We start from the raw sequence: 26852 nt of genomic DNA, 5'->3' as shown, positions 1-26852 counted from the left end.
CCTCCTTCGTCGCAGGGGTTCGTCGATGCGGGTGCGGTCACGGGACGCCGTCCGGGTGCATGGTCAGCCATTCCCGGCCCTGCTCCGGCTTGCCGTAGAGATCGATCGGGGCGGGCACGACGGTGTAGGTCGTCAGCTCGCCGCGGCGGACCTGGTCGGCGGCGCGGGCGGCGAGCTTGCCCACCGCGATACCGGAGATGTCGACGACGCCCTTGAGGATCGTGTTGTCCGCCAGCGCCTGCGCGGCTTCGGTCGACATATCGCTGCCGAACACGACGGTCTTCTTGCCGCGGGCCTGCACCGCGCGGACGGCGCCCATGGTGGCGCCACCGGCCTCGCCGTAGAAGGCGTCCACGTCGGGGTGCGCGGTGAGGATGCGCTCGGCGACGTCGATCGCCTCGTCGATCGTGGCGCCTTCCTGGTTCGCGACGATCGTGGCGTCGGGCACCTTGGCCTTGAGAGCCTGCTCGAAACCCTGCCTGCGCTGGATGCACACCTCGACGAACTCACAGTTGACGACGGCGATCGTCGGTGCGGAGTTGTCGATGGAACGGAAGTAGTCGCCCGCCTGATCGCCCAGCAGCGCGCCGAACTTGACCGGGTCACCCAGGACGTAGGCCGAGACGTACTCGCGGGCCTTGTCCTCGGCGATGCAGGTGTTGTAGCAAATGACCGGGATGCCGCTGTCGTGGGCGAGCTTGATCGCCGGGACCGAGGCCGTGGCGGAGGCGGGTGACAGGATCAGCGCGTCCACCTTGGCGGCGCTGACCTGGTCGACGAACGTGCTCTCCTTCGACGCGTCACCCTGCGCGTTGAGCTGCAGCAACTGCGGGGCACGCCCGAGCGCCTCCGACTCCTGCCGCATACCGGCCTTGACCCCGGCGTAGAAGCCCTGCGCGTCCATGTAGACGACCCCGAAGCGCCCGTTCTCGCCGACCTTTCCGCTGCAAGCGGTGATGAGCCCCAGTACGGCGACCACCACGAGCGTCAGCCAGCTCCGACGCGCCGTTGCGCCCATTCACGTTCTCCCTCTGCGCTTGCGCCGGCGCCCGCTGGCCGGATGGAGACAGTGTTGCCCGGGCGAGGGACGCTGTCAATATTAATTAGTAATTAATATTGACGGGTGCCGGTGGAGCAGGCTGGGGGCTGTTCGGGTGGGTTCGGCGCAGTCCGAGCCCGGCTCAGTTCGATCGACTCGCGCCGAGACCGCCTCGGGGCTGAGCCCGGCCGGGGCTGGGCCTGGGGCTTGCGCGGCTGCGCCGGGCTCGCAAGCTCGCAACCGATCGCCCCTCCCGGACCCGATCCTTCAGTGTTTTGGCGATCGGCTACGGGAGAGAAAGTCCGGTAGACGACGTGCCGGGGTCACCTTCCGTTGCCGGATGCCGGCCGCGAACGTGGAACTCGCGGCACGAAAGCCGCCCAGACCTCCCCCGCCTGATCGGCCGGAGAAACAATGAGAAATCGGGGCGGCCCAATCCATTGCGAGCTTGCGAGCCCGGCGCTATCAGCGCGCGCAGCGCAGAACCCCGCGTAGCGCCCACCCAGCCCGAGCAAAGCACTGCGGTCAACGCCACATGAGGGAAAGCGGGCTCAGGAGCGGCGCACCTCGCGGGCCAGCAGCCACAGCAGGTGGCCGCCCCCGACGGCTGTCGTCACCACGCCCACGGGTAGCGCGAGGCCCGCCGCGAGCAGCAGCGCCGCGCCGCCGGTCAGGGCCGCGGGCAGCAGACCGGCTCCGCCGGAACGAGGCAGGCGACGCCCGATGTACGGGCCGTCAGCGCGATGAAGGCGATCGGGCCGGTCGTCGCGGTGACCGTCGCCGTGCCGCCCGTTCCCGCCAGCACCAGCAGCAGCTGCAACCGCCCGAGCCGCACCCCGGTCGTCACCGCCACCTCGTCGCCCAGCGCCGCCTGGTGGGCATCGCGCGACAGGGCGGCGCCTGCTCTGCTGCAGTTTCCTCCGGTGCACCAGGTCGGGTACTCCTCACCATCGTCCTCCGTGGCCGCGTTCAGCGCCGAGTACGGCGATACACCGGGGCGGCACCGGAAGAGGCACTGGCCTCCGGTCTCGACGGAAGTGCGGGGTGCCGCCCCTCGACCACACCCCGCACCCCACCCCGGTCACCAGCCGAGCAGGCCGCCCAGCAGTCCGGTGTGCGAGCGCCCCGCTTCGGCGCCGGTCACCGTGAAGCTGGCGCCCTCGTCACCGGCGGCGGCTGTCACGCGGTAGTACCCGGCCTCGCCCGGTCTGGCGTGCGCGGACACCGTGTCGCTGACCGCGCCGTCTTCTCCGGTGCTGTCGGTGTGTTCGTAGTAGGAGACGCCGTTCTCGTCGGCGCTGCTCATCAGGCCGTGGTGGTAGGTGTCGGCGGAGGCCACTCCGGCGGCCCCCAGCACGAGCGGCACGGCGAGCGCACCGGTGACCACCATTCGGCGGATCGTGGACACGAGACGGTTCCCTTCGTCGACGGGCAGGACGGGAACCGGATGCCCGCGTCCCGCCGCGGCAACCGCCACGACAGGGGCGCACGCACCGCCCACGCGGGGCCACTTTTCCGTGCACCGCTACGGATCGTGCCGGTCCCCGGCGCTAGGCTCCACCTCGTGCGCGACCGATGCCGTCGCACCCACGAGCGGAAGGCGCTGACCGATGAGACCTGAAACCAGCGGGCGCCGCGTTGTCCTGCCGCTCGCACTCCTCGCCGTGGTGCTGGCCGCCATCGCCGTCGCGGCAGTCCTGCTCTGGCCGGGCGACGAAAAGCCCGTCCTGGGCCCGGCCCCGGTCATTCCGCGCACCGGGCACCAGGTCTGCGCCGACAACATCATGATCAACACGGACACCGACGCGGAGATGTCCCGGATCGCGAACGCGGTGCGCGCCGATCCCCGCGCGCGCAAGGTCTACACCGAAACCCGGGACGAGGCGTTCGCGCGGTTCAAGGACCTCTTCAAGGACCAGCCCGACTTGCTCGCGCACGCGAGGGCGGAGGCGCTGCCCTTCTCGGTGACCGTGACCGCGGCCGGTGACGTCGATCTGCATGCCTGGGCAGCCGAGCTGACCGCGACGTTTCCCGAGGCCACCTCGGTGCGCCCGATGATCAGGTCCGAGGTGCTGGCCGGCCTTCCGCCGAGCTACGGCACCGAAGCCCCCGCGCCCTGCCCCGCCGGGGGCGAATGGGAATGAAGCGGTCACTTCCTGGCCGCTTCTCCTGAGATCGTCACCCCGTGCCCGAAGTTCTCGACGCCCGCGCGCTCAACCGCGCCACCCTCGCCCGCCAGCTGCTCCTCGACCGCGCCGATCTGCCGGTCCTCGACGCCGTCACCCACCTGTGCGGGTTGCAGGCACAGGAACCCCAGGAACCGTTCGTCGGACTCTGGTCGCGGCTGCGCGCGTTCGATCCGGCGGCGCTGTCGGACCTGCTGACCGGGCGGCGCGTCGTGCGAACGCATCTCATGCGCCGCACCGTGCACCTGGTCACCAGCGACGACCTGCTCGCCTGGCGCACCCGCCACGACGCGATGCTGCGGCAGCGCGTGCTCGGGGTTTACCGCACCGAACTCGACGGCGTCGATCTCGGCGAACTGGCGGCGGCGGGCCGGGCCGTGATGGCCGACGGGGAACCGCGTTCGATGCCGGAGCTGGCGCGGGCCGTCGCCGGGCGATGGCCGGAACCGGGCGTCCGGGCGCTGGGCGAGATGCTGGTCGCGGCCCTGATCCCGATGGTGCAGCTGCCCCCGCGCGGGGTGTGGCGCGTGAAGGCGGGCGTGCGCAACGTCCCGGTCTCGTCGTGGCTGGGCCGGGAACCCGACCCGCCTGCCCCGGACGGTGACCCGGTCGGCGAGACGCTGGTGCGCCGCTACCTGGCGGCGTACGGGCCCGCGGCCACGGCCGATCTGCGTGCCTGGAGCGGGCTGGCCGGGTTGCCCGCCGCGGTCGCCGCGATCCGCGACGAGCTGGTCTCCTTCCGCGACGAGCGCGGCCGTGAACTGCTCGACCTCCCCGGCGCGCCCCGCCCGGACCCGGACACTCCGGCACCGGTGCGGTTCCTGCCCGCGTTCGACAACGCGATCCTCGGCTACCACGACCGCGGCCGGATCATCGACGACGAACACCGCGGCCTGTCGGTCGCCGGTGAGCGCGTCGTGCTGGTCGACGGGCGGGTGTCCGCGACCTGGACCGTCCGGGACGGCGTCGTGGCCACCACTCCGCTGCGGAAGTTCACCCGCGCCGAAGAAGCAGCCGTCGCCGGAGAGGAGCGGAAACTGACGGCGTTCCTCTCCGGCGGGGACGATCAACCGACCGCGTAGACGATCAGCGTCGCCGGGACAGCCGGGACTCCAGCACCACCAAGGCGCCGAGGACGAGCACGATCACGCCGATCACGCGCAATCCGGCGTCGGCGCCGGAAACGAACGCGGTGATCACGTCGTCGGCGCGGCCGGGCGGGGCGGCGGCGAGCGCCTGGGCCACCGTGTGCGGATCGCCGGACCGCAGATCCGCGGGCAGCGCGCTGACGAACTGCCCGGTGAGCACCGTCCCGACCACGGCGACACCGAGTGCGCTGCCGAACTCGCGGGTGGTGGCCTGCAGCCCGGTGCCGACCCCGGCCTGCGCGTGCGGCAGCGAACCCGCGATGACGCCGGACAGCGTCGGCAGTGCCAGCGTCACGCCGATGCCGGTCACGACCAGCCAGATCGCGTACCACGCGTAGGAGGTGTGCGTGCCGGTGGTGGACAGTCCGAGCAGCCCGCCGCCGACGAACACGAACGCGAGCGCGAGGGTCGCGTCGAGACCGATGCGCCGGACGAGGTCGCCGACGTACCGGCCGCCGAGGATGAGCGGCACCGTCAGCGGGATGACCCCGAGCCCGGTCAGCAGCACGCCGAACCCCATGCCGTACTGCAGGACGGACGCGTTGACGTAGAACAGCGCGAACATCCCGATGAAGACCGCTGTCATGCCGAGGCAGGCGCTGCGCAGGCCGGCGATGCGGAACAGGCGGGGATCCAGCAGCGGGTGCCCGACCCTCAGCTCGGCGAACACCCACACCGCGAACAACACGGCGGCGCAGGCGAACCCGGCGACCACGACCGGACTGCCCCAGCCCGCCTCCGGGCCCTGCACGATGCCGAGCAGCAACGCCACCGACGCGCCGACGAACAACACCGCGCCCAGGGGATCGAGACGGCGGTCGTGCCGCGGCGACACCGGCGCGACCCTGGCCACGACCGCCGCGAGGACCAGCGCGAGCGGCACCCCGACGGCGAACAGCCAGCGCCACGACCCGCCGGAGAGCACCGCGCCGCCACCGACGTTGCCGATGACCCCGCCGATCCCCGTCATCGACGCCCAGGTCGCGATCGTCGCGCCCCGGCGTTCGGCGGGGACCGCGTGCAGCAGGACGGCGAGGGTGTTGGGCAGCACGGCGGCGGCGCCGATGCCGGTGACCGCGCGACCGGCGAGGAGCACGGCCACGTCCGGCGCGACCGCCGACACCAGCGCGCCCGCCGCGAACAACGCAAGCCCGGCCAGCAGAACGCCCTTCCGGCCGAAGCGATCGCCCGCGGCGCCGCCGGGGATCACCAGGCAGGCGAAGAAGACGACGTAGGTGTCGACGATCCAGACGAGCGCCGACGCGGACGGGTGCAGCGCGCTCGCGGCGAGCATCGGGACGGCGAGGTTGATCGCGGCGACCATCCCCACGACCAGCACGACGCAGGCGCACATGACCGCGAGCAGACCGCGTTGCGACACCGGCCGCTGCGTGCGGATCAGAACATCAGAAGGCATGGCACCGACCGTAGGAAGAGCGGGGATGCTCGTGCCACGCAACTTTCACAACACATATTTGCGTACGATGCAACCGTGTCCGACCAGCTCGACCTGAACCTCCTGCGCGTGTTCGACGCCCTGATGCGGGACGGCAGTGTCACCGCGGCGTCCGAACGGCTGCACCTGTCCATCCCGGCGACCAGCCGCGCGCTGGCGCGGCTGCGCCGGGCGATGGGCGATCCGATCCTGGTCCGTGCCGGGCGCGGCCTGGCTCCCACGCCGTTCGCGCTGCGGACCGCGCCGCGGGTGCGGTCGCTGCTCGACGAGGCGTCGGCCCTGATCAGCGCCGACCGCGAGATCACGGTCGCCGAACTGGAACGCATCTTCACGATCCGCATCAACGACGGTGTCGCGGCGACGCTGGCGACGGCGGCGGTAGAAGCAACGGCCGCCGCCGCGCCGGGTGTGGTCCTGCGGTTCGTCGCGGAGGGCAGCGAAAACCCCGAAGCCCTCCGCGACGGCTCGGTCGATTTGGACATCGGCGCGGGCGCGCCCGCCGCGCCGGACATCTTCTCCGCCGCGCTGTACCGGGAACGGCTGGTCGGCATCGTTCGCGCGGACAGCCCGCTGGGCCGTCACCGCCGTCCGACGCTGGCGCAGCTGTGCCAGCACCCGCACGTGTCGGCCTCCCGCCGCGGGCGCGCCCGCGGCCCGCTCGACGACGCCCTCGACGAGGCCGGGCTACGACGCCACGTCGCCGCCGTCGTGCCCACCTTCGCCGTCGCCGCGCTGCTGGTCTCCACGAGCCACTACGTCGGGCTGCTCCCGCAGCGGCTGGCCGAGCAACACGGCCCGGCGCTCGGCATCCGCTGGTTCCCCATCGCGGCGCCCCTGCCGGAACTCGAAGTCCGCCTGCAGTGGCACGCCCGCCTCGACGCCGACCCCGCGCAACGCTGGCTCCGCGACACGATCCGCGAAGCACTCGCCTGACGGATCGCGATCAGCTGCATCAGCCCGCGTGCGTTCATGAGCGTCCCGACGCGCAGGGCGATGCCGTTCGGTTCGCCCGCCAAGCGTGCGGCGACCCGGCAGGCTCCGAACTTGCCCGCGATCGCGCCCACCGCGAACAGCAGCACCAGCAGGCCGAAGTCGGTGTTGAGGCCGGAGTAGGTGAAGAACAGGGGCGCGCTGCCGGCGAGGCTGGGTGAGGTCCGGTAGGGACCAAGTGCCCTGTTCGCCGTGAAGTGCTCCGCCTAACGTCGGTGCCCTCGACAGCATCCGGCGGCAGGAGACGACGATGAGCGGCAGGATTGTCCACTTCGAGATCCCCTTCGACGACGGTGAGCGGGCCCGCGGTTTCTACCGCGAGGCGTTCGGCTGGAACCTCACCGCGATTCCCGGGATGAACTACACGGGCGTGACCACCGGTCCGACGTCGGAGCAGGGCATGCCGGCCGAGCCGGGCTTCATCAACGGCGGCATGTTCGACCGCTCGGACGCCGCGCCGAAGGGCCCGGTGATCACGGTCGACGTGGCGAGCATCGACGCGGCGCTGGAGAAGATCGAACAGCACGGCGGGGCGAAGCTGGTCGGCCGCACGGAAATCCCGCAGATGGGGTTCTACGCTTATTTCACCGACACCGAGGGCAATGTCATGGGTCTGTGGGAGAACCTGCCGCGGGGCTGACACCACCTGCGCGGACCTACGCTGGGGTGATGACGCCAAGCCGGAAGGCCCGCGTCCAGGACGTGCACGACCTGGCGCTGGCGATGCCCCACGTCGAGCGGGTGCCGGGTTCGCGGGGCAGGCCCGTCTACCAGGTCGGGGGCCGCTCGTTCGTGTTCTTCCGCAATCCGCGCCCGGACGCGGCGGACCCGGAGACCGGCGAACGGTATCCGGACGTGATCGTGTTCTGGGTGGGTTCGGACGCCGACAAGCAGGCGCTGGTCACCGACGAGCGGTCGCCGTTCTTCACCACGGCCCACTTCGACGGGCATCCGTCGGTGCTGCTGCGCGAGGCGCACATCGGCGAGCTGGACCGCGACGAGCTGGCCGAGGTCGTGCAGGACGCGTGGCTGGCGCGCGCGTCGCACCGCCGGGCCGCGGCGTGGCTCGCCGCGCACGGGCTCCCGTCCACTGAGGACCGCTGACGCTCTCTTGCAATGCTTGCAAGAAATCGCCGCCCACGCTACCTTCGGGCCACCTCTTGCCCGCCTTGCACGAAATCCGGGGAGCTGACATGACCGAGCGGCGCTGGCGATCGACCCTCGGCGTTCTCGGCGTCGCACACCTCGTGCTCGCCGCGTGGGCCGCGGTGAGCCCACGGTCCTTCCACGCCGTGCTGGCCGACTTCGGGCCCTACGACGCCCACCTCGTCCGCGACTTCGCGGCATGCGCGGCCACCTTCGGCACCGGGCTGGTGATCGCCGCCGGACGGCCCGCCTGGCGGACACCGGTGCTGGTGACGACCGCGCTGTGGACCGGCCTGCACGCGCTGTCCCACGTCGCCGACATCGCGAACTCCGATCCGGCGCTGGTCGGCCCGCTCGAAGCCGCCGCGCTCGTCGTGCTGACGGTGGTTCTCGTCGCGCTCGCCCGGCTCAGCGCCCGGGCCGGCTCACACCCGCCGCAGCCCCCAGCTCACCAGGTTCCCGGCGAGTGACAGGAGCTCGGCCAGGCCGCGCTCGTCCTCGCGCAGCTCGTCGGGCCGCCAGGCGAGGCTGATCACTCCGTTCCAGCCCGACCACAGGACCTTCGCGGCCTTGCGGGCGTCCACGGGGCGGATCGTGCCGTCGGCGATGCCCCGTTCGAGCGCGTCGATCATCCGGGCGTTCTGCTCGTCCACCCGCCGCGCCAGCCGCGCGGCGGTTTCGGCGGCCGCGGAGTAACCGCCCAGCGGCGCGGGGAAGGCGAGCATCCGGAAGAACTCGGGCTGTTCGAGGTAGAACCGCAGGTACTGCTCCGCCGCGGCCTCCAGCTGCTCGATCGGCGAGCGATCCGGCGTGTACGCGCGGTCCATGTACTCGCGGTCGACGTCGAGCGCCCGGTCGACGACCGCCGCGTGCAGGCCCGCCTTCGAGCCGAAGTTGTTGTAGATCGAGCCGACCGCCACACCCGCCCGTTCGGCGATCTCCTCGACCGTCACCTCTTCCACCGGACGGCGCGCGAAGACCTTCTCGGCAGCCTTGAGCAGGGCGTCGATCGTCCGCTGCTTCCGCGGATCGAGTGCCTTCGCGTCACCAGTGGCCATGGGGTCACCCTACCTACTCCTGCATCCGTTGTAAGAAACTCCGCCTCCTGCTACGGTCGGGTCACTGTTGCAACGGTTACAAGAACTCCGGAGGTGAACGCGTGACGACCGCTTCGACGCGAGACATTTCGTGGAAGCTCGGCTGAGGGAGACACACATGGAATCAACGGAGATTCCCGGCACCGCAACCGTCGCGGAACGCTACGGCGCCGCCTGGAACGCCCACGACCTCGACGCGATCATGGCGCTGCAGGGCACGGACATGGTGTTCCGGCTGCACGCCGCGGGTTTCGAACCCGCCGTGGGCGCCGAGGCCGTCCGCTGGCAGTTCGCCTACTTCTTCAGGGCTTGGGCGGACATGCACTTCGAGACGACCGAACTGAGCGTCGGCGACGAGTTGTTCATCAACCAGTACCGGTTCCACGCCACCCTCGTGCAGCCCTTCCCCCTGCACGGCGAGGCGGTCGACCCCGGCGGCCGGGTCGTGGTCGACGGCGTCGACGTGATCACCGTCGTCGACGGGCTGGTGCGCACCAAGGACACCTACCTGGACACGCTGGCGATGCACCGCATGCTCACGGCGGGGCGGCCATGACGAGCGTCGACGTGGCCGTCGTCGGTGCCGGCCTCTCCGGCCTCGCCTGCGCCCGGCGGCTGACGCGGGCCGGGACGCGTGTCGCGGTGCTGGAGGCCCGCGACCGGGTCGGCGGCCGCACGCTCAACGAACCGGTCGGAGGCGGGGTCGTCGAGATCGGCGGGCAGTGGGTCGGCCCGTCGCACGACCGCGTCAAGGCGCTGGCGGCCGAGGTCGGCGTCGGCACCTTCCCCACCCACATCACCGGGGAGCACCTCTACTCGCGGCGCGACCGCGTGACCCGCTACCGCTCCGACGTCCCGAACCGCGACCTCGCCGGATTCGCCGACTTCCGGCTCGCGCAGTTCCGCCTGGAACGGATGGCGCGCCTGGTCGACCTGGACCAGCCCGCCCGCGATCCGCGCGCGGCCCGCTGGGACGCCGAAACCCTCGAATCGTGGATCTCCCGCCGCATGCGCACCCGCGCCGGACGGGAGCTGATGCGGCTGTCGCTGGAAGCCGTGCTCGCGGTCGACGCCGCCGAAATCTCGTTGCTGCACTGGGTTTTCTACATCCGCGCGGCGGGCGGACTGGATCCGCTGATCCGCACGCGGGGCGGGTACCAGCAGGACCGGTTCACCGGCGGTTCGCAGGAGATCGCGGTCCGGGTCGCCGCCGAGCTCGACGTGCGGCCGGGTTCGCCGGTGCGGCGGATCGACCAGCACGGCGACCGGGTGCGGCTGACCACGGACACCGGTGTCGTCGACGCGGCGCTCGCCGTGCTCGCGATCCCGCCGGCACTCACCGCCGCGATCGAGTTCGATCCGCCCCTGCCGGGCGCGCGGCAGCAGCTCGCGCAGCGCATGCCGGCCGGGACCGTCGTCAAGTGCACCGCGATCTACGACGAGCCGTTCTGGCGGGCCGCCGGGTTGTCCGGTCACGCGACGTCACTGGACGGCCCGGTGAAGGTCGTCTTCGACAACTCGCCGCCCGACGGCGCGTTCGGCGCGCTGGTCGCCTTCGTCCTCGCCCGCGACGCGCGGCGGCTCGCGGGGCGTCCGGAAGACGAGCGGACCGCCGCCGTGCTCGGCAGGCTCGGCGCCCTGTTCGGGCCCCGCGCCGCCCGGCCGCGGCAGTTCGTCGAACAGGACTGGGCGAGCGAACCGTGGACCCGCGGCTGCTACGCCGGCTACTTCGGCCCCGGCGGCTGGACCGATTTCGGCGCCGTGCTCAGGGAACCGGCCGGACGGCTGCACTGGGCCGGCACCGAGACCGCGACCACATCCCAGGCCACCATGGACGGAGCGGTGCGCGCCGGCGAGCGCGCCGCGGACGAAGTACTGGCCCGGCTGCCCCGCGAGGCACCGACCGCACAGGAGGAAACCCATGCCACAGCCTGAACCGGGCGCGATGCGCGAGGTGCGCGTCGACGGCGCCCGGCTGGCCTACCGGGAGTCCGGCGACCCGTCCGCCGAACCGGTCGTGCTGCTGCACGGCTACCCGGCCAACCACCGGTCGTGGCGTCACCAGGCCGCGGCGCTCGCGGAGAACCACCGCGTCCTCGCGCCGGACCTGCCCGGCTGGGGCGCCTCGGAGCGGCGCACCGATCTGCGGTTCGACTACGACACCGAGGTCGACCGCCTCGCCAGGGTGCTGGACGCGCTGGACGTCGGCGAGTGCAACCTGTTCGGGCACGACTACGGCGGTTTCCTCGCACTCGGTCTCGCCCAGCGGCATCCCGATCGTGTGCGACGGCTGGCGATCCTGAACAGCCGGGCCCACCGGACGTTCGTTCCCGCCTGGTACGCCGTCTTCTCGCTCGTGGGAATCCTCGGCCGCAGCCGGTTCGCCGGTGCGCTGGCCAAGGTGCTGCCACTGGCGGGCATCAACCGGGCCGGCCTGCGCGGAGCGCTGCACGCGGGCGTCATCGACCGGGAAATCCTCGACGACTACGTCGGCTGGATGTCCACGACGGAGGGTGCGCGCTGGGTGCTGCACTACTTCAGCGAATACCGCGTCCCGGCGCGCCCGGAACTCGGCGCGGGCCTGGGCACGATCGGCTGCCCCACGGCGATCGTCTGGGGCACCACGGACGTCTACCTCCGCACCACCATCGCCAGGGAACTGGCCTCCGCGATCCCCGGCGCCGAACTCACCCTGATCGACGACGCCGGGCACTTCGTGATGGAGGACGCGCCGGAGCCGGTGCTCGCCGCGCTGCGGCACCTCCTGACGCGTACCCCACGGCACTCCGCGAGCGAGGACACGCTGGGCGCTTCGACCGACTGATCGTGGTCGTCAAGCCGCTCGCGCGGCGGGCACCGCGAGGGAAGCGTTGACACGGGCGACGAACTCCGCGTTGGAGGCCGTGGTGCGCACCTGCTCCAGGAACTGCTCCGCGGCGCGGCGCGGCTCCTGCCCGGCCAGTGCGCGGCGGACTTCGGTCATCACGGCCAGTTCGGTGGCGGGCACCAGCAGTTCGTCGCGGCGGGTGCCGGAGCCCGAGAGGTCCACGGCCGGGAACACGCGGTTGTCGGCGAGGGTGCGGTCGAGGCGGAGTTCGGAGTTGCCGGTGCTCTTGAGCTCTTCGAAGAACACCGTGTCCGCCAGGGAACCGGTGCCGACCAGGGCCGTCGCGACGATGGTCAGTGAACCGCCGTCTTCGATGTTGCGTGCGGCGCCGAGGATTCGCTTCATCGGCATCAGCGCGCCGGCGTCGACGCCACCGGACAGCACGCGGCCCGACGGGCGCGCGGCGAGATTGTAGGCGCGGCCGAGACGGGTCAGCGAATCCAGCAGCAGCACCACGTCGCGACCGGTTTCCACGAGCCGTTTCGCGCGTTCCACGGCGAGTTCGGCGACGGCGGTGTGCTCGGCGGGTTGACGGTCGAAAGTGGACGCCACCACCTCGCCGCGCACGGTGCGGCGGATCGCGGTCACCTCCTCCGGGCGTTCGTCGGCGAGCAGCACCATGAGGTGCGCTTCGGGGTGGTTGACCGCCACCGCGTGCGCGATCGCCTCCAGCACCGAGGTTTTCCCCGTACGCGGCGGCGCGACGATCAGCGCGCGCTGCCCCTTGCCCAGCGGGGCGACGAGGTCGAGCACGCGCGTGGTGAGCTGGTGCCGTCCGGTTTCGAGGACCAGCCGCTGGTCGGGGTGCACGGGCGTGAGCCGTTCGAACTCCGGGCGGTGCGCCGCCGGGAACGCGCCGTTGACGGCGACCAGTTCACCGTCCTCGATCACGATTTCGTCGCCCCGGCGCAAGCCGTGCGCGCGGAGGAGTCCAATCGGGACGGACGGGCCGCCGGGACCGTAGCCGAGCGAGGCGGTTTTGCCGTGAACATCGAGAATTCCTGTTTGTAGCATGGGTGTACTCCTGTGCGGGAATGGGCGATCGACGCGACGGGCGGATCGCCGGGAAACGAGACGGGCCGACTGACGGGTCCCGGGAAGAGACCTCGGGGCGGCAGGGCCGACATCCACGAGGTTCACGCACAAGGTAGCGCACGGACGCCTCGGACCGCAACACCGCCCCGGAGGAGGTGGCCGTCGTGTCCGAAGTGGACGACCTACGCGGACGGCTTGAACGCGCGGCGGACCGTCGCGGCGAGGGCACGGCGCCTGCGGTCGTGGTCGGCCTTCGGATCGGTGCCGCTCGCCGCGTGGAACAGGCTCGCCGGCGACCAGGTGAGCGCCATCATCGACACCATCGCCAGGACGTCGTCCGGCGCGAGTTCCGGGTCGATGTGGCCCGCGCGCTGGGCCTCGGCGATGGCCGTCAGCTTCCGGTCGTGCTCCTCGGTCATGCCGGTGATCAGCCCGCCCGCCGGGATGCGCTCCAGCCGGGCCCAGGTGGCCAGCCGGATCAGCTCGGGCTTGGCGAGGCAGGCGTCGTAGATGCCGAGGGCGTAGGCGGGCAGGTCTTCGGCGGTCAGCGGCACCGAATCGCCGATCGCGGCGGCATGCTCCTGGAATACCGCGTCGAACAGGCGTTCCTTGTCGCCGAAGTAGGCGTAGAGCTGCGCCTTGTTGGCCTTGGCGCTGGCCGAGATCCGGTCGACGCGGGCGCCCGCGATGCCGTACGCCGCGAACTCGGCGGCCGCCGCGTCGAGCAGGCGGCGTCGCGTCGCTTGTCCGTCCTTCACCACCTCAGCAGTGTAACCAACCAGTTGGTTTGACAGCCAGGCCGCCGCGTGCCTACGGTGGACCGGGAAGTAACTAACTAGTTTGTTTTACCGGAGGGACGTGAGCGCGTGAAGGTCCAGGCGTATGCGGCGCACGAGCCGGGCGGGCCGCTGCGGCCGCACGAGTACGAGGCGGGGCCGCTGGGACCGCACGAGGTCGAGGTGCGCGTCACACACGGCGGGATCTGCCACACCGACATCGACGTGATCGACGACGCGTGGGGGCTCTCCCGGTACCCCGTGGTGGCCGGGCACGAGGCGATCGGTGTGGTGGCGGCCGTCGGCGACGCGGTGGACGCGAGCGTGCTGCCGGTGGGGCGACGGGTCGGCGTCGGCGCGATCGCGGGATCCTGTTTCCGCTGCGAATGGTGCCTCAGCGGCCGGACCAACCTGTGCCCCCACCAGGACTGGCCGGTCCTGCGCGGTGACCGCGGCGGGTTCGCCGGTCACGTGCGGGCGGGCGACTGGCGGCACGTCCAGCCGATCCCCGACGGGATGCGGTCCGAGCACGCGGCCCCGTTGCTCTGCGCCGGCACGACGGTGTTCTCGCCCATGCTGGACAACCAGGTCCTGCCGACGCACCGGGTCGCGGTGGTCGGGATCGGCGGTCTGGGGCACCTGGCCATTCAGTTCCTCGCGAAGTGGGGCTGCGCGGTCACCGCGATCTCGACCACGTCGGCCAAACGGGCCGACGCCGAGCGCTTCGGCGCCACCGGCTTCATCGCCTCCGGTGAGCCCGGGGTGCTGCGCGAGGCCGCGGGTTCGTTCGACTTCGTCCTGTCGACCGTGCCCGCGGACCTGCCGTGGGACGATTACCTTGCCATCCTGCGTCCGCAGGGCCGGCTGTGCCTGGCCGGTGTCCCGGCGCGGCCCGTCACGTTCGGACCGCTGAGCCTGGTCCCCGGAGCGAAGACGATCACCGGCGGCATCGCGGGCTCGGCCACGCAGACCCGGCAGATGCTCGACTTCGCCGCCCATCACGGGATCCGGCCGGAAGTGGAGCTGTTCCCGGCCGCCGAGATCGAGGCCGCGGTGGAGCGGGTGCGGCGGGGCAACGCCCGGTACCGCGCTGTCGTCGAGTTCTGATCGTGGTTGGTTCGCGTGGCCGCTACGCGGATTTTCGCGCTGCGCGCGGCTGAAAGCGTCGGCTTCGCTTCGCTACGCCCGGATTGTGGCCGCCCCGATTTTTGATTGTTTCTACGGCCGAGCAGGCGGCGTCAAGGCGGGAAAGAGTACCTTGACCCCGCCTGATCGTCCGCAGAACTGGGCTGTGTGTCGGGTGCGGGGGAGGGCTGGGCGGCTGGTGGCTGGTTCACGTCCGCCGGGCGCCGGTTGTGTGGGTGTGGTGGCGTCCCGGAGGAGCAAACACGCTGCCCGGAACGGCCAACACGCCAACCGGAGCGGCCAACACGCCGCGTCGGCGCCGTGTTGGCCGCTCCGGGACGTCCACGTCACGCTCGCGAACCGGCGCCCGGCAACGGGACGCAACCCTCCTCCCGAACCAGACCTGTCCCGCAACCCGATCCCCCGCCTGCTCGGACGCCAAAGACACTGAAAGATCGGGTACGGGAGGGCCACACCGCCGGGCGCGCCAGCGCCCAGGCGCCGGGGCGTAGCGAAGCGAAGCCGGCGCCTGCAGCCGCGCGCAGCGCACAGCCCGCGCAGCGCAAGAACCCCCGTAACGGCCCACGCAAAACACGCGTAGCGGAACCCCTGCGGACGGCCCGTAGGCTGGAGCCTCACGGCAGCGAAGGAGGCCGAGATGCCCGAGACGACGGTAGCCGAACTGATGGCCGAACTGGCCGCGCTCGAGGATCCGAAGGCGCGTGCGGTGAACGAGCGGCACGGTGACGACCACGGGGTGAACCTCGGCAAGCTGCGGGCGATCGCGAAGCGGTTGAAGACGCAGCAGGACCTCGCGCGGGAGCTGTGGGCGACCGGCGACACCGCGGCGAAGCTGCTGGCGCTGCTGATCTGCCGTCCGAAGACCTTCGAGCGGGACGAGCTGGACGTCATGCTGCGCGAAGCCCGCACCCCGAAGGTGCACGACTGGCTCGTGAACTACGTGGTCAAGAAGAGCCCGCACGCCGAAGAGCTGCGTCAGGCGTGGTTCGCCGATCCGGACCCGGTGGTCGCGAGCGCGGGCTGGGCGCTGACCACCGAACGCGTGGCGAAGAAGCCCGAGGGCCTGGACCTCGCGGGGCTGCTGGACATCGTCGAGGCGCGGATGAAGGACGCCCCGGAGCGCCTGCAGTGGGCGATGAACCACTGCCTGGCCCAGATCGGCATCGACCACGCCGGGCACCGCGAGCGCGCGCTGGACATCGGGGAGCGTCTGCAGGTGCTCAAGGACTACCCGGCTCCCCCGGGCTGCACGTCGCCGTTCGCGCCCGTGTGGATCACCGAGATGGTGCGGCGGCAGCACGCCTGACCTGTGCGTTGTGGAATTGCGCGGCTCTTTCGTACAGCGAGCCGCCCACGATGGGTCGCGTCCGGCGCTACCACTGTCAAGGGAGCTGACCCATGCACACATCGAGAATCCGTCACGTCGCCGTGGTGACCGGCGCGGTGGCCGCGGGCCTGCTGGGCGTCGCGGCGCCGGCGACCGCGTCGCAGGCCGCGCCCGCCGTCCCGCTCGCCTGTGTCCAGCCGGTGAACCCGGTCCGCGCCGGAGCGACCACGATCCACCTCTTCCGCTGCGACAACGGCTGGCACGGTCAGATCACCGGCGCCACCCCCGGTGACGAGATCTGGGTGACCAACGCCTCGGGCCGGGTCACCGGCTGGCGCACCGTACCGACCGGCGCGACGTCGATGAACAGCGGCACGGTCGGAACCTACGGTTCGCCGTGGCGCGCCTGCGGCAAGGACATCAGCACCGGCTCCATCGGCTGCACCGCCTACAACTGACCTGGACCGGCCCCTGCACCGGCGCGGTGCAGGGGCCGTTCCGCCACCACCCCGGCGCCCGTTCGGCCCAACTTCCCGCGTTTCCGCCCGATCATGATGCCCGCGGCGGTATCCAGGCCCGGGGACCATCGGGAGGGGGCCGGTGTGGTGGTGGAGTTCCGTTTCCTGGGCACGGTCGCTCTGGTCGTGGACGGCGTCGTCGCCGATCCGGGGCCGGCGCGGCAGCGGTGTGTGCTCGCCGCGCTCGCCGTCGACGTCGACCAGGACGTCTCCCGTGACCGGTTGATCCAGCGCGTGTGGGGCGGCGATCCCCCGCTGCGGGCCAGGGAGACGCTCGTCAACTACGTCTCGCGGCTGCGCCGGGTGCTCGCCGCGGGCGGTGCCACCATCGCGCGGCGCCCTGGCGCCTACGCGCTGCGGGCCGACCCGTTGGCCGTCGACATCCACCGCTTCCGCCGGCTGTGTTCGCGGGCCCGCGCGGAGACCGGCCGGACCGCGGCCGGTCTGCTGGAGCAGGCGACCGCGCTGTGGCACGGCGAAGCACTGACCGGTCTGACCGGCGACTGGGCCACGACCGAACGCGACCAGCTGCACCAGGAGCGGCAGGACGCCGAATGGGACCTCACGGACGCGTTGCTCGACCTCGGACACGGTGAGGACCTGGTCGCCGGACTCGCCGTGCGGGCGGCGGGGCATCCGCTGGACGAGCGGGCCGCGGGCCAGTACATGCTGGCGCTGCACCGCGCCGGCCGCACCGCCGACGCGCTCGCCCACTTCCGGCTGGTGCGCGACCGGCTCGTGGACGACCTCGGTACCGATCCGGGCGCGGCTCTGCAGGACCTGCACCGGCGGATCCTCACGCCCGGCCCCGCGCTCACCGTCCGGCCCCGGGCCGCCCGGCGCGTCGTGACTCCACGGCAGCTGCCCGCCGCACCCGCACCCTTCGTGGGCCGCGGCGAGCTGCTGGACGAGCTGGACGCCACGAGCACGACGGTGTCCGCCGTGGCCGGGGCGGGCGGAATCGGCAAGACGGCACTGGCCCTGCACTGGGCACACCAGCGGATCGACCGCTTCCCGGACGGCCAGCTGTTCGTCGACCTCCGTGGTTCGGGACCCGGCGCCGCCATGGAACCCAGCGCGGCGCTGCGTGGTGTCCTGGACGCACTCGGCGTCGAACACGACCAGGTCCCGTCCGATCTGCACGCCCGGGCCGTGCTGTTCCGCAGCCTGGTCGCGGGCCACCGCGTGCTGCTCCTGCTGGACGACGCCGCCGACACCGCCCAGGTGGTCCCGCTACTTCCGGGCAGCGGGTCGTGCACGGTCGTCGTGACGAGCCGCAACGTGCTTCCCGGCCTGCTCGCCGGGCACGCGGCGCGGCACATTCCGGTGCACGTGCTCGACGACGCCGACGCCCGCGTTCTGCTGACCGGCAAACTCGGCCGGGCACGCACCGGCGCCGAACCGGAGGCCGTCGGTGAGTTCGTCCGGTTGTGCGGCGGTTTCCCCCTCGCGCTGGGTGTCGTCGCGGGACACGCACTGACCCGGCCCACGGCGACGCTGGCGGCGCTCGTCGCCGAGATCCGCGGTCCCGGGCTCCGCGCGCTGGTGCACGCCTCGCTGATCGAGCAGGACCTGACGGGCCGCTACGCCCTGCACGACCTCGTCCAGCGCCACGCCGCCGCCACCTGAGCGCCCTACAGCCAGTCGTGTTCGCGGGCGTATCGGGCCGCCGCGTGGCGGGTTTGCGTCTGGGTCTTCTGCATGGCGTTGGAGAGGTAGTTGCGCACCGTGCCCTCGGCCAGGTGGAGCTGCCCGGCGATGTCGGCCACCGAGTAGCCGTGGCCGGTCGCGCGCAGGACGTCGATCTCGCGGTCGGTCAGGGGGCAGTCGTCGACGACGGCGAGCGCCGAGACATCCGGGTCGATCCAGCGCCTGCCCTCGTGCAGGGTGGTGATGACCGAGGCGATGTGGGCCGGTTCGGCCGACTTGCTCACGAAACCCTGCACACCGAGCTTGAGCGCTTTGCGGAGCACGCCCGGCCTGGCGTGACGCGTCAGCATCAGCGTCACCTGGTTCGGCCGCGCCCGGCGGACCTCGGCGACGGCGCCCAGACCGTCGACGCCGGGCATTTCGAGGTCGATGACGAGCACGTCGGGCTCGTGCTCCAGCGTGGCCCGCACGGCTTCCGCGCCGTCACCCGCTTCGGCGAGGACGATGATCTCGCCCTCCATCGGCAGCAGCGCGGCCATCGCCTTGCGCAGCAATGCCTCGTCGTCGGCGAGCACCACGGTGGTCATCGGGCCTCCTGCCGTCCGGGGAGCGGGAACACCGCCGCCGTCCGGAACTGTCCGTCGTCCTGGCCGACCTCCAGTGCACCACCCCCTGCGGTGACGCGCTGTTCGAGGGCCGCCAGACCACGCAGCCGCGGCAGCGGCCCGCCCGCCGCGCCGTCGTTGACGATGCTGATGCTCGTCTCCCCCAGTGTGATCCGCACCCGCGTCGCCTGGGCGTGACGCAGGATGTTGGTCGTCGTCTCGCGCAGCACCTGGCCGAGCAGTTCACCCGCGCCCGGGTCGACATCGGCTTCGCGGTTGACGCGCACCCGGATGTCCGCGGCCTCGAACAGGTTCCGCGCGTTCTCCAGCTCCGCGGAAAGGTTCAGCCGCCGCTGCGCGTAGGCCAGCTCCTTGGTCTGGGTGATGGTGTCGGCCACGAGCGCGTGGATCTCCCCCAGTTCCTGCTTGGCGCGTTCGGTGTCGCTGTCCACCAGTTTCCGGGCGAGCGCGGCCTTCAACTTCACCACGTGCAGGGTGTGGCCCTGGATGTCGTGCAGGTCGCCGGCGAACCGGACCCGCTCGCGGATCACCGCCAGCTCCGCCGCCCGCTCCCGCGCCTCCTCCAGCTCGGCGACGAGGTCGTAGAACCGCTTGTTGGGGAACATGAGCCCGGTCAGCACCACGGTGGTGCCCGCGGGGACGAGGACCCACCGGAACAGCACGTCGCCGACGTCCTCACCGGACAGCAGCAGCCGCGACGCCCCCGCCAACGCGACGAACACGACGAGCCCGATCGCCGCCACGACCCGGTGACGCGGCAGCTGCGGGACGACGTGCGAGCCCACGCTCATGATGCCGAAGAACGCCGTGCTGCTGCCGACCGCCACCCCGAAGGGCCACACCAGCGCGGTGACGGCCAGGCAGGGCACCGCGACCCGCAGCACCTCGCCCGCGGCCCACCGCGTGAACGCCACCATGGACGCGATCACCCCGGCGCTCAGCACGATGGCCGCCCACCAGGTCCGCGCGTCCTTGGCCACCGCCATCGTCCCGGCGATCGCCAGCACGGGGAGGAACATGGTGATGTTGAGCCTGCGCAGCCGTTCCCGCGCCGGCTCCATTTCCTCGGACAATGCGTGCCTCCCCACGACCTCGCCCCCCCAGTATCGCCTCGCGCGGCGCGGGTCCGACAGTGACACCGTGTCATGTCCGCACCGGGAAAATGTCATGGCCCACCGGTGACACGAGCACACTGCCGCGCACCCGCCCCGGCCGGTGGAATCGAAGCCATGACACCAGTGATCGAAGTCGACGGCCTCAACGTCAGCTACGGCGGTTTCCACGCCGTGCGGGACCTGTCCTTCCAGGTGCGGCGCGGGGAGCTGTACGCGCTGCTCGGCACGAACGGGGCGGGCAAGACCTCGACTCTGGAGACCGTCGAGGGACACCGGCCGCCCACCTCGGGCACCGTGCGGGTGCTCGGGCACGACCCGGCCGACCGCGCCGCGGTGCGGCCGCGCATGGGCGTGATGTTGCAGGAGAGCGGATTCTCCCCGGACCTGACGGTGCGCGAGACGGTGCGGCTGCTCGGCACGCTCACGCGGCGCGAAGACCGCGTGGAGCGGGTGCTGGGCGTCGTGGACCTCACCCGCAAGGCGGGCACCAAGGTCTCGCAGCTCTCCGGCGGCGAGAAGCGGCGGCTGGACTTCGCCACCGCGGTCTACGGCGGCCCCGAGCTGGTGTTCCTGGACGAGCCGACGACCGGCCTCGACATCCAGTCCAGGGACGCGCTGTGGGACGCGGTCGACGAGCTGCGGGAGAACGGCTCCACGGTCGTGCTCACCACGCACTACCTGGAGGAGGCGCAGCAGCGCGCCGACCGCATCGGCCTGATGCACCGCGGCACGTTCCACCGCGAGGGCACGGTCGCCGAGCTGACCCGTACCCTGCCCGCTGTCATCCGCTTCGGCCTGCCGCCGTCGGCGCCCGCGCTGCCGTTGCGCGGCACACGGGAGAGCGACGCGAAGTTCCTCGTCGAGACCCACCAGCTGCAGAAGGACCTGTTCACCCTGCTGCGGTGGGCCGAGGAGCACGCGGTGGAACTCATGGACCTCGAAGCCGGGCCCACCCGCCTCGACGACGTGTTCCGCGCCATCCAAGACTGACCGAGTCCAGAAAGGACCCCCCATGTTCGCCCTCGCTCGCAGCGAGCTGATCCAGATCTTCCGCAACCGGGCCGTGCTGGTCACCAGTTTCGTGATGCCACTGGCGGTCAGCGCGTTCTTCCTCTACCGGCACGAACTGTTCGCCGAGATCGGCAGCCTCGGCTACATCGCGGCGATCGTGATGTTCACCGTGTGCGGGTTCGGGCTCTACGCCAGCGCGGTGACCACACTGGCCTCGCGCAGGCAGAACCTGTTCCTCAAGCGGCTGCGCTCCACGGCGGCGGGCGACTCCCGGATCCTGGCCGGGCTGGTGCTGCCGGTCACCGTGATCGCGCTGGTGCAGGTGGCGGCGATCCTGACCGTGCTCGGGGTCGTCACCGGCGCGCCGGGCGACCTCGGGCTGCTGGTGGTCGCCGTGCTGGCCACCGTCGCCATGATGATCGGCCTGGGCCTGGCCACCGCCGGGCTGACCAACTCGCCCGAGCACGCCCAGGTCACCACGCTGCCGGTCAGTCTCGGCGTCATCGCCGTCGCCAGCTGGGTCGGCATCACCGGCACCGGGGACCTCGCCCTGCTCAAGCGCCTGCTCCCGGGCGGGGCGGCCACCGAACTCGTCGTCGGCGCCTGGAACGGCGGCGTCGCGCTCACCGATTCGCTGCTCCTGCTCGCCCCCACCCTGGCGTGGGTCGTCGTCGCCGTGTCGCTGGCGGCGCGGCTCTTCCGCTGGGAACCGCGCCGCTGAAAACACCGGAGGAAACCGTGAACCGCATCCGCACGGCCGTCACAGCCGCCACCGTCGTCCTCGCCGGAACGCTCACCGCCCTGACCTCACCGGCGGCCGCCGATCCGGTCACGCACGAGGAGAACGACCACGTTCCGGCCGGTGCGGCCTGGACACAGCACTACTTCCCGTCCTCGGACGGGTCCGGTGTGGAGCTGCACGCCGACGTGCTGCTGCCGGAGGGACTGGCCGAGGGCGAGCAGGTGCCGGTGATCCTGTCCGTGGGCCCGTACTTCGGGCATTCCGGCCAGATGAACCTGGAGGGCAGGCAGCGCACCGGCCCGTCGGACCGCTTCGACGACTTCATCGAGGGCACGGACCTGTTCGAGCGCGGCTACGCGTTCGTCATGGTGGACCTGCGCGGTTTCGGCGGTTCCACCGGCTGTCTGGACGCCGGCGGTGCCGGTGACCGCGCCGACGTGAAGGCCGCGCTCGACTGGGCCGCGAGCCAGCCGTGGTCCACCGGCGCGGTCGGCATGTACGGCAAATCGTTCGACGCCATCACCGGCCTGATCGGGAACAACCTCGGCCACGACGCGCTCAGGGCCGTGGTCGCGCAGGAACCGGTCTGGGACTACTACCGCAACACCCGGTCTGACGGCGTGCCGCGCTCGACGATCGTCAACGTCCCCAACACCTACAACCTCATCGCCACGCTGCCGCAGCTGCCGGACGACGACGCCCGGTACCGGGCCAACGCGGAATACGAGAAGGCGCACCCGGAATGCCCGCTGGCGAACACACTCGCCTACCAGACCACCGATCCGCGCACGGAGTTCTGGGCCGATCGCGACTACGCCGCGCAGGCCAAGGGCACCGGCACGCCGTTGTTCTTCACCCAGGGCACGCTCGAATGGAACACCGAACCCGAGGCGATGCAGGAGTTCCTCGACAACCACCAGGGACCGGAGCGGGGCTGGATCGGCCCGTGGGACCACGTGCGCGGCAACGACCGCACCGAGGACGGGCGCCTCGAGATGGGCCGTGCGGGCTGGTTCGCCGAGACCCTGTCCTTCTACGACCAGTACCTCAAGGGCATCGGTCCGCGGACGGCCTACCCGGCCTACGCGGTGCAGGACAACACCGGCACCTGGCGTGCCCAGGACACCTGGCCCGAGGCGGGCGCGCCCACGACCGTCGACCTCGGCAGCGGGTCCTATGTGGACCACGGCGGCGAGTCGGCTACGGCCGCGAGTTTCCTGCGGTGTTCCGCGCCGGTCGACCGGGACATCCGCGTGACGGGAACTCCCCGGCTCGCCCTGACCAGTGCCGCGCACGGCAACGTGATGGTCGAACTGCACGACGTTGCCCCCGACGGGACCGCCGTCGCCTTCGACGAGCAGGTCGCGTTGCTGCGCCCGGGCGCCACGGCACTCGACCTCAAGTCGGCCGAATGGACCCTCGCCGCGGGACACCGCCTGGTCGTCGAGATCGGCACCATCCAGGCGGGCCCGCTCAGCGACTGGATCGACACCCCGTCGGGCGAGACGATGGAGATCACCGACGCCGCGCTGAACCTGGCCCTGGACGATCCGGCCGACGACCTCCCCACGGATGGCGGGGCGGCCCCCTACCTGGACCTCTACCGCCAGTTCTCCACGTCGGAGCTGCCCATCGGACCGCCGTCGTTCACCCTGCCCACATCCGGTCACTGACCCCGGGCGGTCCTGGCGTAGCGCCGCGCCAGCACCGCGAAGGCGTCCCGCAGCTCGGCCGGTCCGACGACCTCGATGTCGGTGTCGAACCGGCCGAGTGCGGCGGCCAGTGCCGTCCAGGACCACGAGGTCAGAACGAGCAGGCAGCGGTCCGGGCCGAGTTCCTCGACGATCCCGTCCGCCACGAACGGTGACACCTCGGCCGCGGGCAGGTGGAGGATCACCTCGCCACGGCAGGGCGCGCCGCCGGAGAACCTGTCCGCGACGAACGCGGCCACGTCGCCGCCGGGCAGGTCACGTGGGGTGAAACGCGGGCCGGCAGGGGTGCGCGGGCTGATCCGGTCGGCGCGGAAGGTGCGCCAGTCGCGGCGATCGAGGTCCCACGCGACGAGGTACCAGCGGCCACCCCTGACGACGAGGTGGTGCGGCTCCACCCGGCGCGGCGGGCCCGTGCCGGCGTAGTCGAAGCGCAGCACTTCGCGGGCGTGGACGGCACCACTGATCGCCGTCAGCACGGCAGAGTCGGCCGCGGGCGCCCCGGGCCGCTCGACGGCGGTGATCCGGACGGTGTCGATGCGGTGACGCAGCCGCGCGGGCATGACCTGCCGGACCGTGTTCAGCGCACGCACCGCGGCTTCCGCGATACCGGCGCCGGACGTGGTCGCGATCCGCAGCGCGACGGCCAGTGCGACGGCCTGCTCGTCGTCGAACAGCAGCGGCGGCAGTTGCGTGCCCGCGCCGAGCCGGTAACCGCCGTCCGGGCCCTTGGTGGTCTCGATGGGGTAGCCGAGCTCACGCAGGCGGTCGACGTCGCGGCGCACGGTGCGCGGACTGACCTCCAGGCGTTCGGCCAGCAGCGCCCCCGGCCAGTCGCGGCGTGCCTGCAGCAGTGACAGCAGTGCGAGCAGCCGGGCGGAAGTTTTCGGCATGGTTCCCATCCTGCCCGAAGTAGAGGACACAACCTGGCCACTTCCTCTGCGACCGTGGACGCACAGTCACCACGACACCGAGGAGCGACCTTGTCCGTCACCACCACGACCCACCTGAACTTCCGCGGCGATGCCCGTGCGGCGCTGGAGTTCTACCAGTCCGTGTTCGGCGGCGACCTCGCCGTCGTCACGTACGAAGACGCCGGGGCCGTCCAGGAGGAGTCCGAAGCCGGCCAGGTGATGTGGGGCCAGGTGCTCGCCGCCGGCGGCTTCCACGTGATGGCCTACGACGTGCCCGCGAGCCTGGGCTACCAGCAGGGTGAGAACTCGTTCTTCGTCTCCGTGCGCGGCGAGACCGTCGAGGAGATCACCGGCTACTGGGAGAAGCTCACCAAGGGATCGGCCGTCGTGGTCCCGCTCGGCCCGGCGGGCTGGGCCGCGGCCTACGGGATGCTGCGCGACCGCTTCGGTGTCGTCTGGGTCCTCGACGTCGTCAGCGGGCACAGCGCCTGAGAACCCCCGTGGGGGCGGGACGCGTTCCCGCCCCACCCTCCTGATTGGACATACGCACGATGAGGATGCGCCCACTCGGCCGCACCGGAATCCGGGTCAGCCCCTACTGCCTCGGCACCATGATGTTCGGCCAGGCGGGGAACCCCGACCGCGACGACTGCGCCCGGATCGTCCACCGCGCACTGGACGCCGGGATCAACTTCATCGACACCGCCGACGTCTACGGACCGCACGGCATGTCGGAGGAGTTCGTGGGCGCCGCGCTCGCCGGCCGTCGCGACGACGTGGTGCTGGCCACCAAATTCACCGGCCCGATGGGCGAGGACCCCAACCGCCGCGGCGGTTCGCGACGCTGGATCGTCACCGCGGTCGAGGACTCGCTGCGGCGGCTGCGCACCGACCACATCGATCTCTACCAGGTCCACCACCCCGATCCGCACACCGACATCGAGGAAACCCTGTCCGCGCTGACCGATCTCGTCCGCGCCGGCAAGGTCCGCGCCATCGGCACCTCCAACCTCCCGGCGGCGGAGATCGTCGAGGCGCAGTGGACCGCCGAGAGGGCCGGGCTGCAGCGATTCCGCACCGAGCAGCCCACGTACTCGATCCTCAACCGTGGTATCGAACGCGAGGTCCTGCCCGTGTGCCGGCACTACGGCATGGGCGTCCTGGTCTGGAGCCCGCTGTCGATGGGCCTGCTCACCGGCCGCTACCGCAAGGGCGCGGCCGTGGACAACCCACGGCGGATGCGCTGGGTCCCCGCGCACATGACCGACGAGCGCAAACTCGACGCGGTGGAGGCGCTGCTCGCGGTGGCGGCGGAGGCGGGTCTTCCGCTGACGCACCTGGCGATGGCCTTCGCCGTCGCCCACCCCGGTGTCACGTCGGCCATCATCGGCCCGCGCACCCTGTCCCATCTCGACGACCTGCTGGCCGGCGCCCCGGTCACGCTCGGCGACGACGTGCTCGACCGGATCGACGACATCGTCGCGCCCGGAACGGACCTCGGCCCGCTCGACGTGGCCTACGTGCCCCCTGCGCTCGAAGACCCGGCACTGCGCCGTCGCCCCGTGGAGGACCGCCGGGCGGCGTGACCCGCCCTGGCAGGGGACGTGTCAGCGCGATGGCGGTGTGGTGTCAGCCGGGCGGGCGATCGTGGTTCCCGTCAGACACCACAACAGGGAGAACACGATGCGCACCTTCGCCACCACCGCCCCGGTCACCGTCGCACTGGCCGTCCCCGCCGGGCGCGTCCACCTCGCCGCCACCGAGCACGCGGACACCACCGTCGAGGTGCTGCCCGCCAACCCCGCCAAGGGCCGCGACGTCCGTACCGCCGAGGAGACCACGGTCACCTTCGCCGACGGTGTCCTGCGGATCACCGCTCCCGAACCCACCCGCGGCACCGGGTCCCTCGACATCGCCGTCGGGCTGCCCGCCGGTTCCCGGGTGACGGCCAGGACCGCCGCCGCCGAGCTCCGCACCACCGGCCACCTGGGCGACCTCACCTTCGAGGGCGCCTACCGCCACGTCGAGATCGACGAGGCCGACACCGTCCACCTCACCGCCACCGACGGCGACATCCGGGTCCGGCGCCTCCACGGCGACGCCGACATCAGCACCGCCCGCGGCGACATCCGCGTCACCGAGGCGATGAGCGGCAAGGTCGTCCTGCACACCCAGTACGGCGACATCGAGATCGGCACCGCGGCGGAGGTTTCGGCCACGCTCGACGCCGGCACCGGCACCGGCCGCATCCGCAACGCACTCACCAACACCGGCAGCGCCGGCCTCGCCATCCGGGCCACCACCGGCCACGGCGACATCAGCGCCCGCTGACCG

At 71.8% G+C, this 26852-nt stretch carries 28 protein-coding genes and 1 pseudogene; 19 read left to right on the top strand and 10 right to left on the bottom strand.

Annotation, left to right across the window (positions count from 1 at the left end; all coding sequences use genetic code 11):
* Window positions 1-37: 37 nt before the first annotated feature.
* The 3 genes and pseudogenes from HNR02_RS20700 to HNR02_RS20690 form a co-directional block, all read right to left on the bottom strand.
* The gene (locus HNR02_RS20700) at window positions 38-1018 is read right to left on the bottom strand and encodes a substrate-binding domain-containing protein (RefSeq protein ID WP_179774784.1); all 981 of its coding nucleotides are present in this window, start codon (window positions 1016-1018) and stop codon (window positions 38-40) included.
* Window positions 1019-1590: 572 nt separating this feature from the next.
* Window positions 1591-1916 (bottom strand): annotated as a pseudogene (locus HNR02_RS20695) (iron chelate uptake ABC transporter family permease subunit); the annotation flags it as partial.
* Window positions 1917-2120: 204 nt separating this feature from the next.
* The gene (locus HNR02_RS20690) at window positions 2121-2447 is read right to left on the bottom strand and encodes a hypothetical protein (protein WP_179774783.1); all 327 of its coding nucleotides are present in this window, start codon (window positions 2445-2447) and stop codon (window positions 2121-2123) included.
* 202 nt (window positions 2448-2649) lie between these two features.
* Between HNR02_RS20690 and HNR02_RS20685 the strand changes: the two genes are divergently transcribed.
* On the top strand, window positions 2650-3183 hold the full coding sequence (locus HNR02_RS20685) for a permease-like cell division protein FtsX (RefSeq protein ID WP_179774782.1): 534 nt from the start codon (window positions 2650-2652) through the stop codon (window positions 3181-3183).
* A 41-nt stretch (window positions 3184-3224) separates the two neighbouring features.
* Window positions 3225-4307: a winged helix DNA-binding domain-containing protein gene (locus HNR02_RS20680; protein WP_179774781.1), complete on the top strand. Its 1083-nt coding sequence runs from the start codon at window positions 3225-3227 to the stop codon at window positions 4305-4307.
* A gap of 4 nt (window positions 4308-4311) precedes the next feature.
* On the opposite strand, the gene HNR02_RS20675 is transcribed toward HNR02_RS20680, so the two are convergent.
* Window positions 4312-5727 (bottom strand): MFS transporter, encoded by a 1416-nt coding sequence (locus HNR02_RS20675; protein ID WP_179776034.1) that lies wholly within the window; start codon window positions 5725-5727, stop codon window positions 4312-4314.
* Window positions 5728-5865: 138 nt separating this feature from the next.
* On the opposite strand from HNR02_RS20675, the gene HNR02_RS20670 reads away from it, so the two are divergent.
* The 4 genes from HNR02_RS20670 (at window position 5866) to HNR02_RS20655 (ending at window position 8435) form a co-directional block, all read left to right on the top strand.
* Window positions 5866-6762: a LysR family transcriptional regulator gene (locus HNR02_RS20670; RefSeq protein ID WP_179774780.1), complete on the top strand. Its 897-nt coding sequence runs from the start codon at window positions 5866-5868 to the stop codon at window positions 6760-6762.
* A gap of 307 nt (window positions 6763-7069) precedes the next feature.
* The gene (locus HNR02_RS20665; RefSeq protein WP_179774779.1) at window positions 7070-7459 is read left to right on the top strand and encodes a VOC family protein; all 390 of its coding nucleotides are present in this window, start codon (window positions 7070-7072) and stop codon (window positions 7457-7459) included.
* 29 nt (window positions 7460-7488) lie between these two features.
* Window positions 7489-7923, top strand: a complete 435-nt coding sequence (locus tag HNR02_RS20660) for an MmcQ/YjbR family DNA-binding protein (protein ID WP_179774778.1) — start codon at window positions 7489-7491, stop codon at window positions 7921-7923.
* Between the two features lie 89 nt (window positions 7924-8012).
* Window positions 8013-8435 carry a hypothetical protein gene (locus HNR02_RS20655; protein WP_179774777.1) on the top strand — a complete coding sequence of 141 codons (423 nt, stop codon included), beginning with the start codon at window positions 8013-8015 and terminating at the stop codon, window positions 8433-8435.
* Here HNR02_RS20655 and HNR02_RS20650 read toward each other — a convergent pair.
* Entirely contained in the window at window positions 8391-9023 is a 633-nt protein-coding gene (locus tag HNR02_RS20650) for a TetR/AcrR family transcriptional regulator (RefSeq protein ID WP_179774776.1), read from the bottom strand. The genes HNR02_RS20655 and HNR02_RS20650 overlap by 45 nt on opposite strands.
* 157 nt (window positions 9024-9180) lie before the next feature.
* Between HNR02_RS20650 and HNR02_RS20645 the strand changes: the two genes are divergently transcribed.
* From HNR02_RS20645 to HNR02_RS20635, 3 genes are read left to right on the top strand one after another with little or no spacing between them, the layout of a single operon-like run.
* Window positions 9181-9618: a nuclear transport factor 2 family protein gene (locus HNR02_RS20645; protein ID WP_179774775.1), complete on the top strand. Its 438-nt coding sequence runs from the start codon at window positions 9181-9183 to the stop codon at window positions 9616-9618.
* On the top strand, window positions 9615-10997 hold the full coding sequence (locus tag HNR02_RS20640; protein WP_179774774.1) for a flavin monoamine oxidase family protein: 1383 nt from the start codon (window positions 9615-9617) through the stop codon (window positions 10995-10997). The genes HNR02_RS20645 and HNR02_RS20640 overlap by 4 nt, the downstream gene beginning before the upstream one ends.
* A complete protein-coding gene (locus HNR02_RS20635) occupies window positions 10984-11886 on the top strand; it encodes an alpha/beta fold hydrolase (RefSeq protein WP_179774773.1) in 903 nt (300 codons plus the stop codon). The genes HNR02_RS20640 and HNR02_RS20635 overlap by 14 nt, the downstream gene beginning before the upstream one ends.
* Window positions 11887-11895: 9 nt before the next feature.
* Here HNR02_RS20635 and rho read toward each other — a convergent pair whose 3' ends face one another.
* A complete protein-coding gene (rho, locus tag HNR02_RS20630; RefSeq protein ID WP_179774772.1) occupies window positions 11896-12963 on the bottom strand; it encodes a transcription termination factor Rho in 1068 nt (355 codons plus the stop codon).
* 203 nt (window positions 12964-13166) lie between these two features.
* On the bottom strand, window positions 13167-13745 hold the full coding sequence (locus HNR02_RS20625; RefSeq protein ID WP_312861071.1) for a TetR family transcriptional regulator: 579 nt from the start codon (window positions 13743-13745) through the stop codon (window positions 13167-13169).
* Between the two features lie 105 nt (window positions 13746-13850).
* On the opposite strand from HNR02_RS20625, the gene HNR02_RS20620 reads away from it, so the two are divergent.
* From HNR02_RS20620 to HNR02_RS20605, 4 genes are all read left to right on the top strand, one after another.
* Window positions 13851-14867 carry an NAD(P)-dependent alcohol dehydrogenase gene (locus HNR02_RS20620; RefSeq protein ID WP_179774771.1) on the top strand — a complete coding sequence of 339 codons (1017 nt, stop codon included), beginning with the start codon at window positions 13851-13853 and terminating at the stop codon, window positions 14865-14867.
* A 676-nt stretch (window positions 14868-15543) separates the two neighbouring features.
* Complete coding sequence (locus HNR02_RS20615) at window positions 15544-16212, top strand: DNA alkylation repair protein (protein ID WP_179774770.1); 669 nt, start codon at window positions 15544-15546, stop codon at window positions 16210-16212.
* A 92-nt stretch (window positions 16213-16304) separates the two neighbouring features.
* Window positions 16305-16691 (top strand): hypothetical protein, encoded by a 387-nt coding sequence (locus HNR02_RS20610; protein ID WP_179774769.1) that lies wholly within the window; start codon window positions 16305-16307, stop codon window positions 16689-16691.
* Window positions 16692-16841: 150 nt separating this feature from the next.
* Window positions 16842-18380 (top strand): AfsR/SARP family transcriptional regulator, encoded by a 1539-nt coding sequence (locus HNR02_RS20605; protein WP_312861070.1) that lies wholly within the window; start codon window positions 16842-16844, stop codon window positions 18378-18380.
* A 5-nt stretch (window positions 18381-18385) separates the two neighbouring features.
* On the opposite strand, the gene HNR02_RS20600 is transcribed toward HNR02_RS20605, so the two are convergent.
* Together HNR02_RS20600 and HNR02_RS20595 are read right to left on the bottom strand one after the other, a co-directional pair.
* Window positions 18386-18988 carry a response regulator transcription factor gene (locus HNR02_RS20600; protein WP_179774768.1) on the bottom strand — a complete coding sequence of 201 codons (603 nt, stop codon included), beginning with the start codon at window positions 18986-18988 and terminating at the stop codon, window positions 18386-18388.
* Entirely contained in the window at window positions 18985-20088 is a 1104-nt protein-coding gene (locus HNR02_RS20595) for a sensor histidine kinase (protein WP_179776031.1), read from the bottom strand. Before HNR02_RS20595 ends, HNR02_RS20600 begins: the two co-directional genes overlap by 4 nt.
* Window positions 20089-20256: 168 nt before the next feature.
* Here HNR02_RS20595 and HNR02_RS20590 point away from each other — a divergent pair, with 168 nt between their 5' ends.
* The 3 genes from HNR02_RS20590 to HNR02_RS20580 are packed head-to-tail and all read left to right on the top strand — an operon-like array spanning window position 20257 to window position 23568.
* A complete protein-coding gene (locus tag HNR02_RS20590; RefSeq protein ID WP_179774767.1) occupies window positions 20257-21132 on the top strand; it encodes an ABC transporter ATP-binding protein in 876 nt (291 codons plus the stop codon).
* Between the two features lie 22 nt (window positions 21133-21154).
* Entirely contained in the window at window positions 21155-21874 is a 720-nt protein-coding gene (locus HNR02_RS20585) for an ABC transporter permease (protein ID WP_179774766.1), read from the top strand.
* Window positions 21875-21891: 17 nt separating this feature from the next.
* Window positions 21892-23568, top strand: coding sequence for a CocE/NonD family hydrolase (locus tag HNR02_RS20580; RefSeq protein ID WP_312861069.1), 1677 nt, complete (start codon window positions 21892-21894; stop codon window positions 23566-23568).
* Here HNR02_RS20580 and HNR02_RS20575 read toward each other — a convergent pair.
* On the bottom strand, window positions 23562-24497 hold the full coding sequence (locus HNR02_RS20575; protein WP_179774765.1) for a helix-turn-helix transcriptional regulator: 936 nt from the start codon (window positions 24495-24497) through the stop codon (window positions 23562-23564). The genes HNR02_RS20580 and HNR02_RS20575 overlap by 7 nt on opposite strands.
* A 90-nt stretch (window positions 24498-24587) precedes the next feature.
* On the opposite strand from HNR02_RS20575, the gene HNR02_RS20570 reads away from it, so the two are divergent.
* The 3 genes from HNR02_RS20570 to HNR02_RS20560 all read left to right on the top strand — a co-directional run bounded on the left by HNR02_RS20570 (window position 24588) and on the right by HNR02_RS20560 (window position 26849).
* A complete protein-coding gene (locus tag HNR02_RS20570; protein ID WP_179774764.1) occupies window positions 24588-25010 on the top strand; it encodes a VOC family protein in 423 nt (140 codons plus the stop codon).
* Window positions 25011-25069: 59 nt separating this feature from the next.
* Window positions 25070-26104, top strand: a complete 1035-nt coding sequence (locus tag HNR02_RS20565) for an aldo/keto reductase (protein ID WP_179774763.1) — start codon at window positions 25070-25072, stop codon at window positions 26102-26104.
* Window positions 26105-26201: 97 nt separating this feature from the next.
* Window positions 26202-26849 (top strand): DUF4097 family beta strand repeat-containing protein, encoded by a 648-nt coding sequence (locus HNR02_RS20560; RefSeq protein WP_179774762.1) that lies wholly within the window; start codon window positions 26202-26204, stop codon window positions 26847-26849.
* Window positions 26850-26852 lie beyond the last annotated feature (3 nt).

This window comes from Amycolatopsis endophytica, from assembly GCF_013410405.1.
In the GTDB taxonomy this organism is placed as follows: Bacteria; Actinomycetota; Actinomycetes; order Mycobacteriales; family Pseudonocardiaceae; genus Amycolatopsis_E; species Amycolatopsis_E endophytica.
The sequence above is the reverse complement of the archived record's forward strand: the minus strand, read 5'-3'. Positions and strand labels throughout refer to the sequence as shown.

Coding starts and splice junctions, on each gene's coding strand:
- HNR02_RS20700 (WP_179774784.1), bottom strand. CDS start 1,018: ATGGGCGCAACGGCGCGTCGGAGCTGGCTGACGCTCGTGGTGGTCGCC.
- HNR02_RS20685 (WP_179774782.1), top strand. CDS start 2,650: ATGAGACCTGAAACCAGCGGGCGCCGCGTTGTCCTGCCGCTCGCACTC.
- HNR02_RS20675 (WP_179776034.1), bottom strand. CDS start 5,727: ATGTGCGCCTGCGTCGTGCTGGTCGTGGGGATGGTCGCCGCGATCAAC.
- HNR02_RS20665 (WP_179774779.1), top strand. CDS start 7,070: ATGAGCGGCAGGATTGTCCACTTCGAGATCCCCTTCGACGACGGTGAG.
- HNR02_RS20660 (WP_179774778.1), top strand. CDS start 7,489: ATGACGCCAAGCCGGAAGGCCCGCGTCCAGGACGTGCACGACCTGGCG.
- HNR02_RS20655 (WP_179774777.1), top strand. CDS start 8,013: ATGACCGAGCGGCGCTGGCGATCGACCCTCGGCGTTCTCGGCGTCGCA.
- HNR02_RS20650 (WP_179774776.1), bottom strand. CDS start 9,023: ATGGCCACTGGTGACGCGAAGGCACTCGATCCGCGGAAGCAGCGGACG.
- HNR02_RS20645 (WP_179774775.1), top strand. CDS start 9,181: ATGGAATCAACGGAGATTCCCGGCACCGCAACCGTCGCGGAACGCTAC.
- HNR02_RS20640 (WP_179774774.1), top strand. CDS start 9,615: ATGACGAGCGTCGACGTGGCCGTCGTCGGTGCCGGCCTCTCCGGCCTC.
- HNR02_RS20635 (WP_179774773.1), top strand. CDS start 10,984: ATGCCACAGCCTGAACCGGGCGCGATGCGCGAGGTGCGCGTCGACGGC.
- rho (WP_179774772.1), bottom strand. CDS start 12,963: ATGCTACAAACAGGAATTCTCGATGTTCACGGCAAAACCGCCTCGCTC.
- HNR02_RS20615 (WP_179774770.1), top strand. CDS start 15,544: ATGCCCGAGACGACGGTAGCCGAACTGATGGCCGAACTGGCCGCGCTC.
- HNR02_RS20610 (WP_179774769.1), top strand. CDS start 16,305: ATGCACACATCGAGAATCCGTCACGTCGCCGTGGTGACCGGCGCGGTG.
- HNR02_RS20600 (WP_179774768.1), bottom strand. CDS start 18,988: ATGACCACCGTGGTGCTCGCCGACGACGAGGCATTGCTGCGCAAGGCG.
- HNR02_RS20595 (WP_179776031.1), bottom strand. CDS start 20,088: ATGGAGCCGGCGCGGGAACGGCTGCGCAGGCTCAACATCACCATGTTC.
- HNR02_RS20590 (WP_179774767.1), top strand. CDS start 20,257: ATGACACCAGTGATCGAAGTCGACGGCCTCAACGTCAGCTACGGCGGT.
- HNR02_RS20585 (WP_179774766.1), top strand. CDS start 21,155: ATGTTCGCCCTCGCTCGCAGCGAGCTGATCCAGATCTTCCGCAACCGG.
- HNR02_RS20575 (WP_179774765.1), bottom strand. CDS start 24,497: ATGCCGAAAACTTCCGCCCGGCTGCTCGCACTGCTGTCACTGCTGCAG.
- HNR02_RS20565 (WP_179774763.1), top strand. CDS start 25,070: ATGAGGATGCGCCCACTCGGCCGCACCGGAATCCGGGTCAGCCCCTAC.
- HNR02_RS20560 (WP_179774762.1), top strand. CDS start 26,202: ATGCGCACCTTCGCCACCACCGCCCCGGTCACCGTCGCACTGGCCGTC.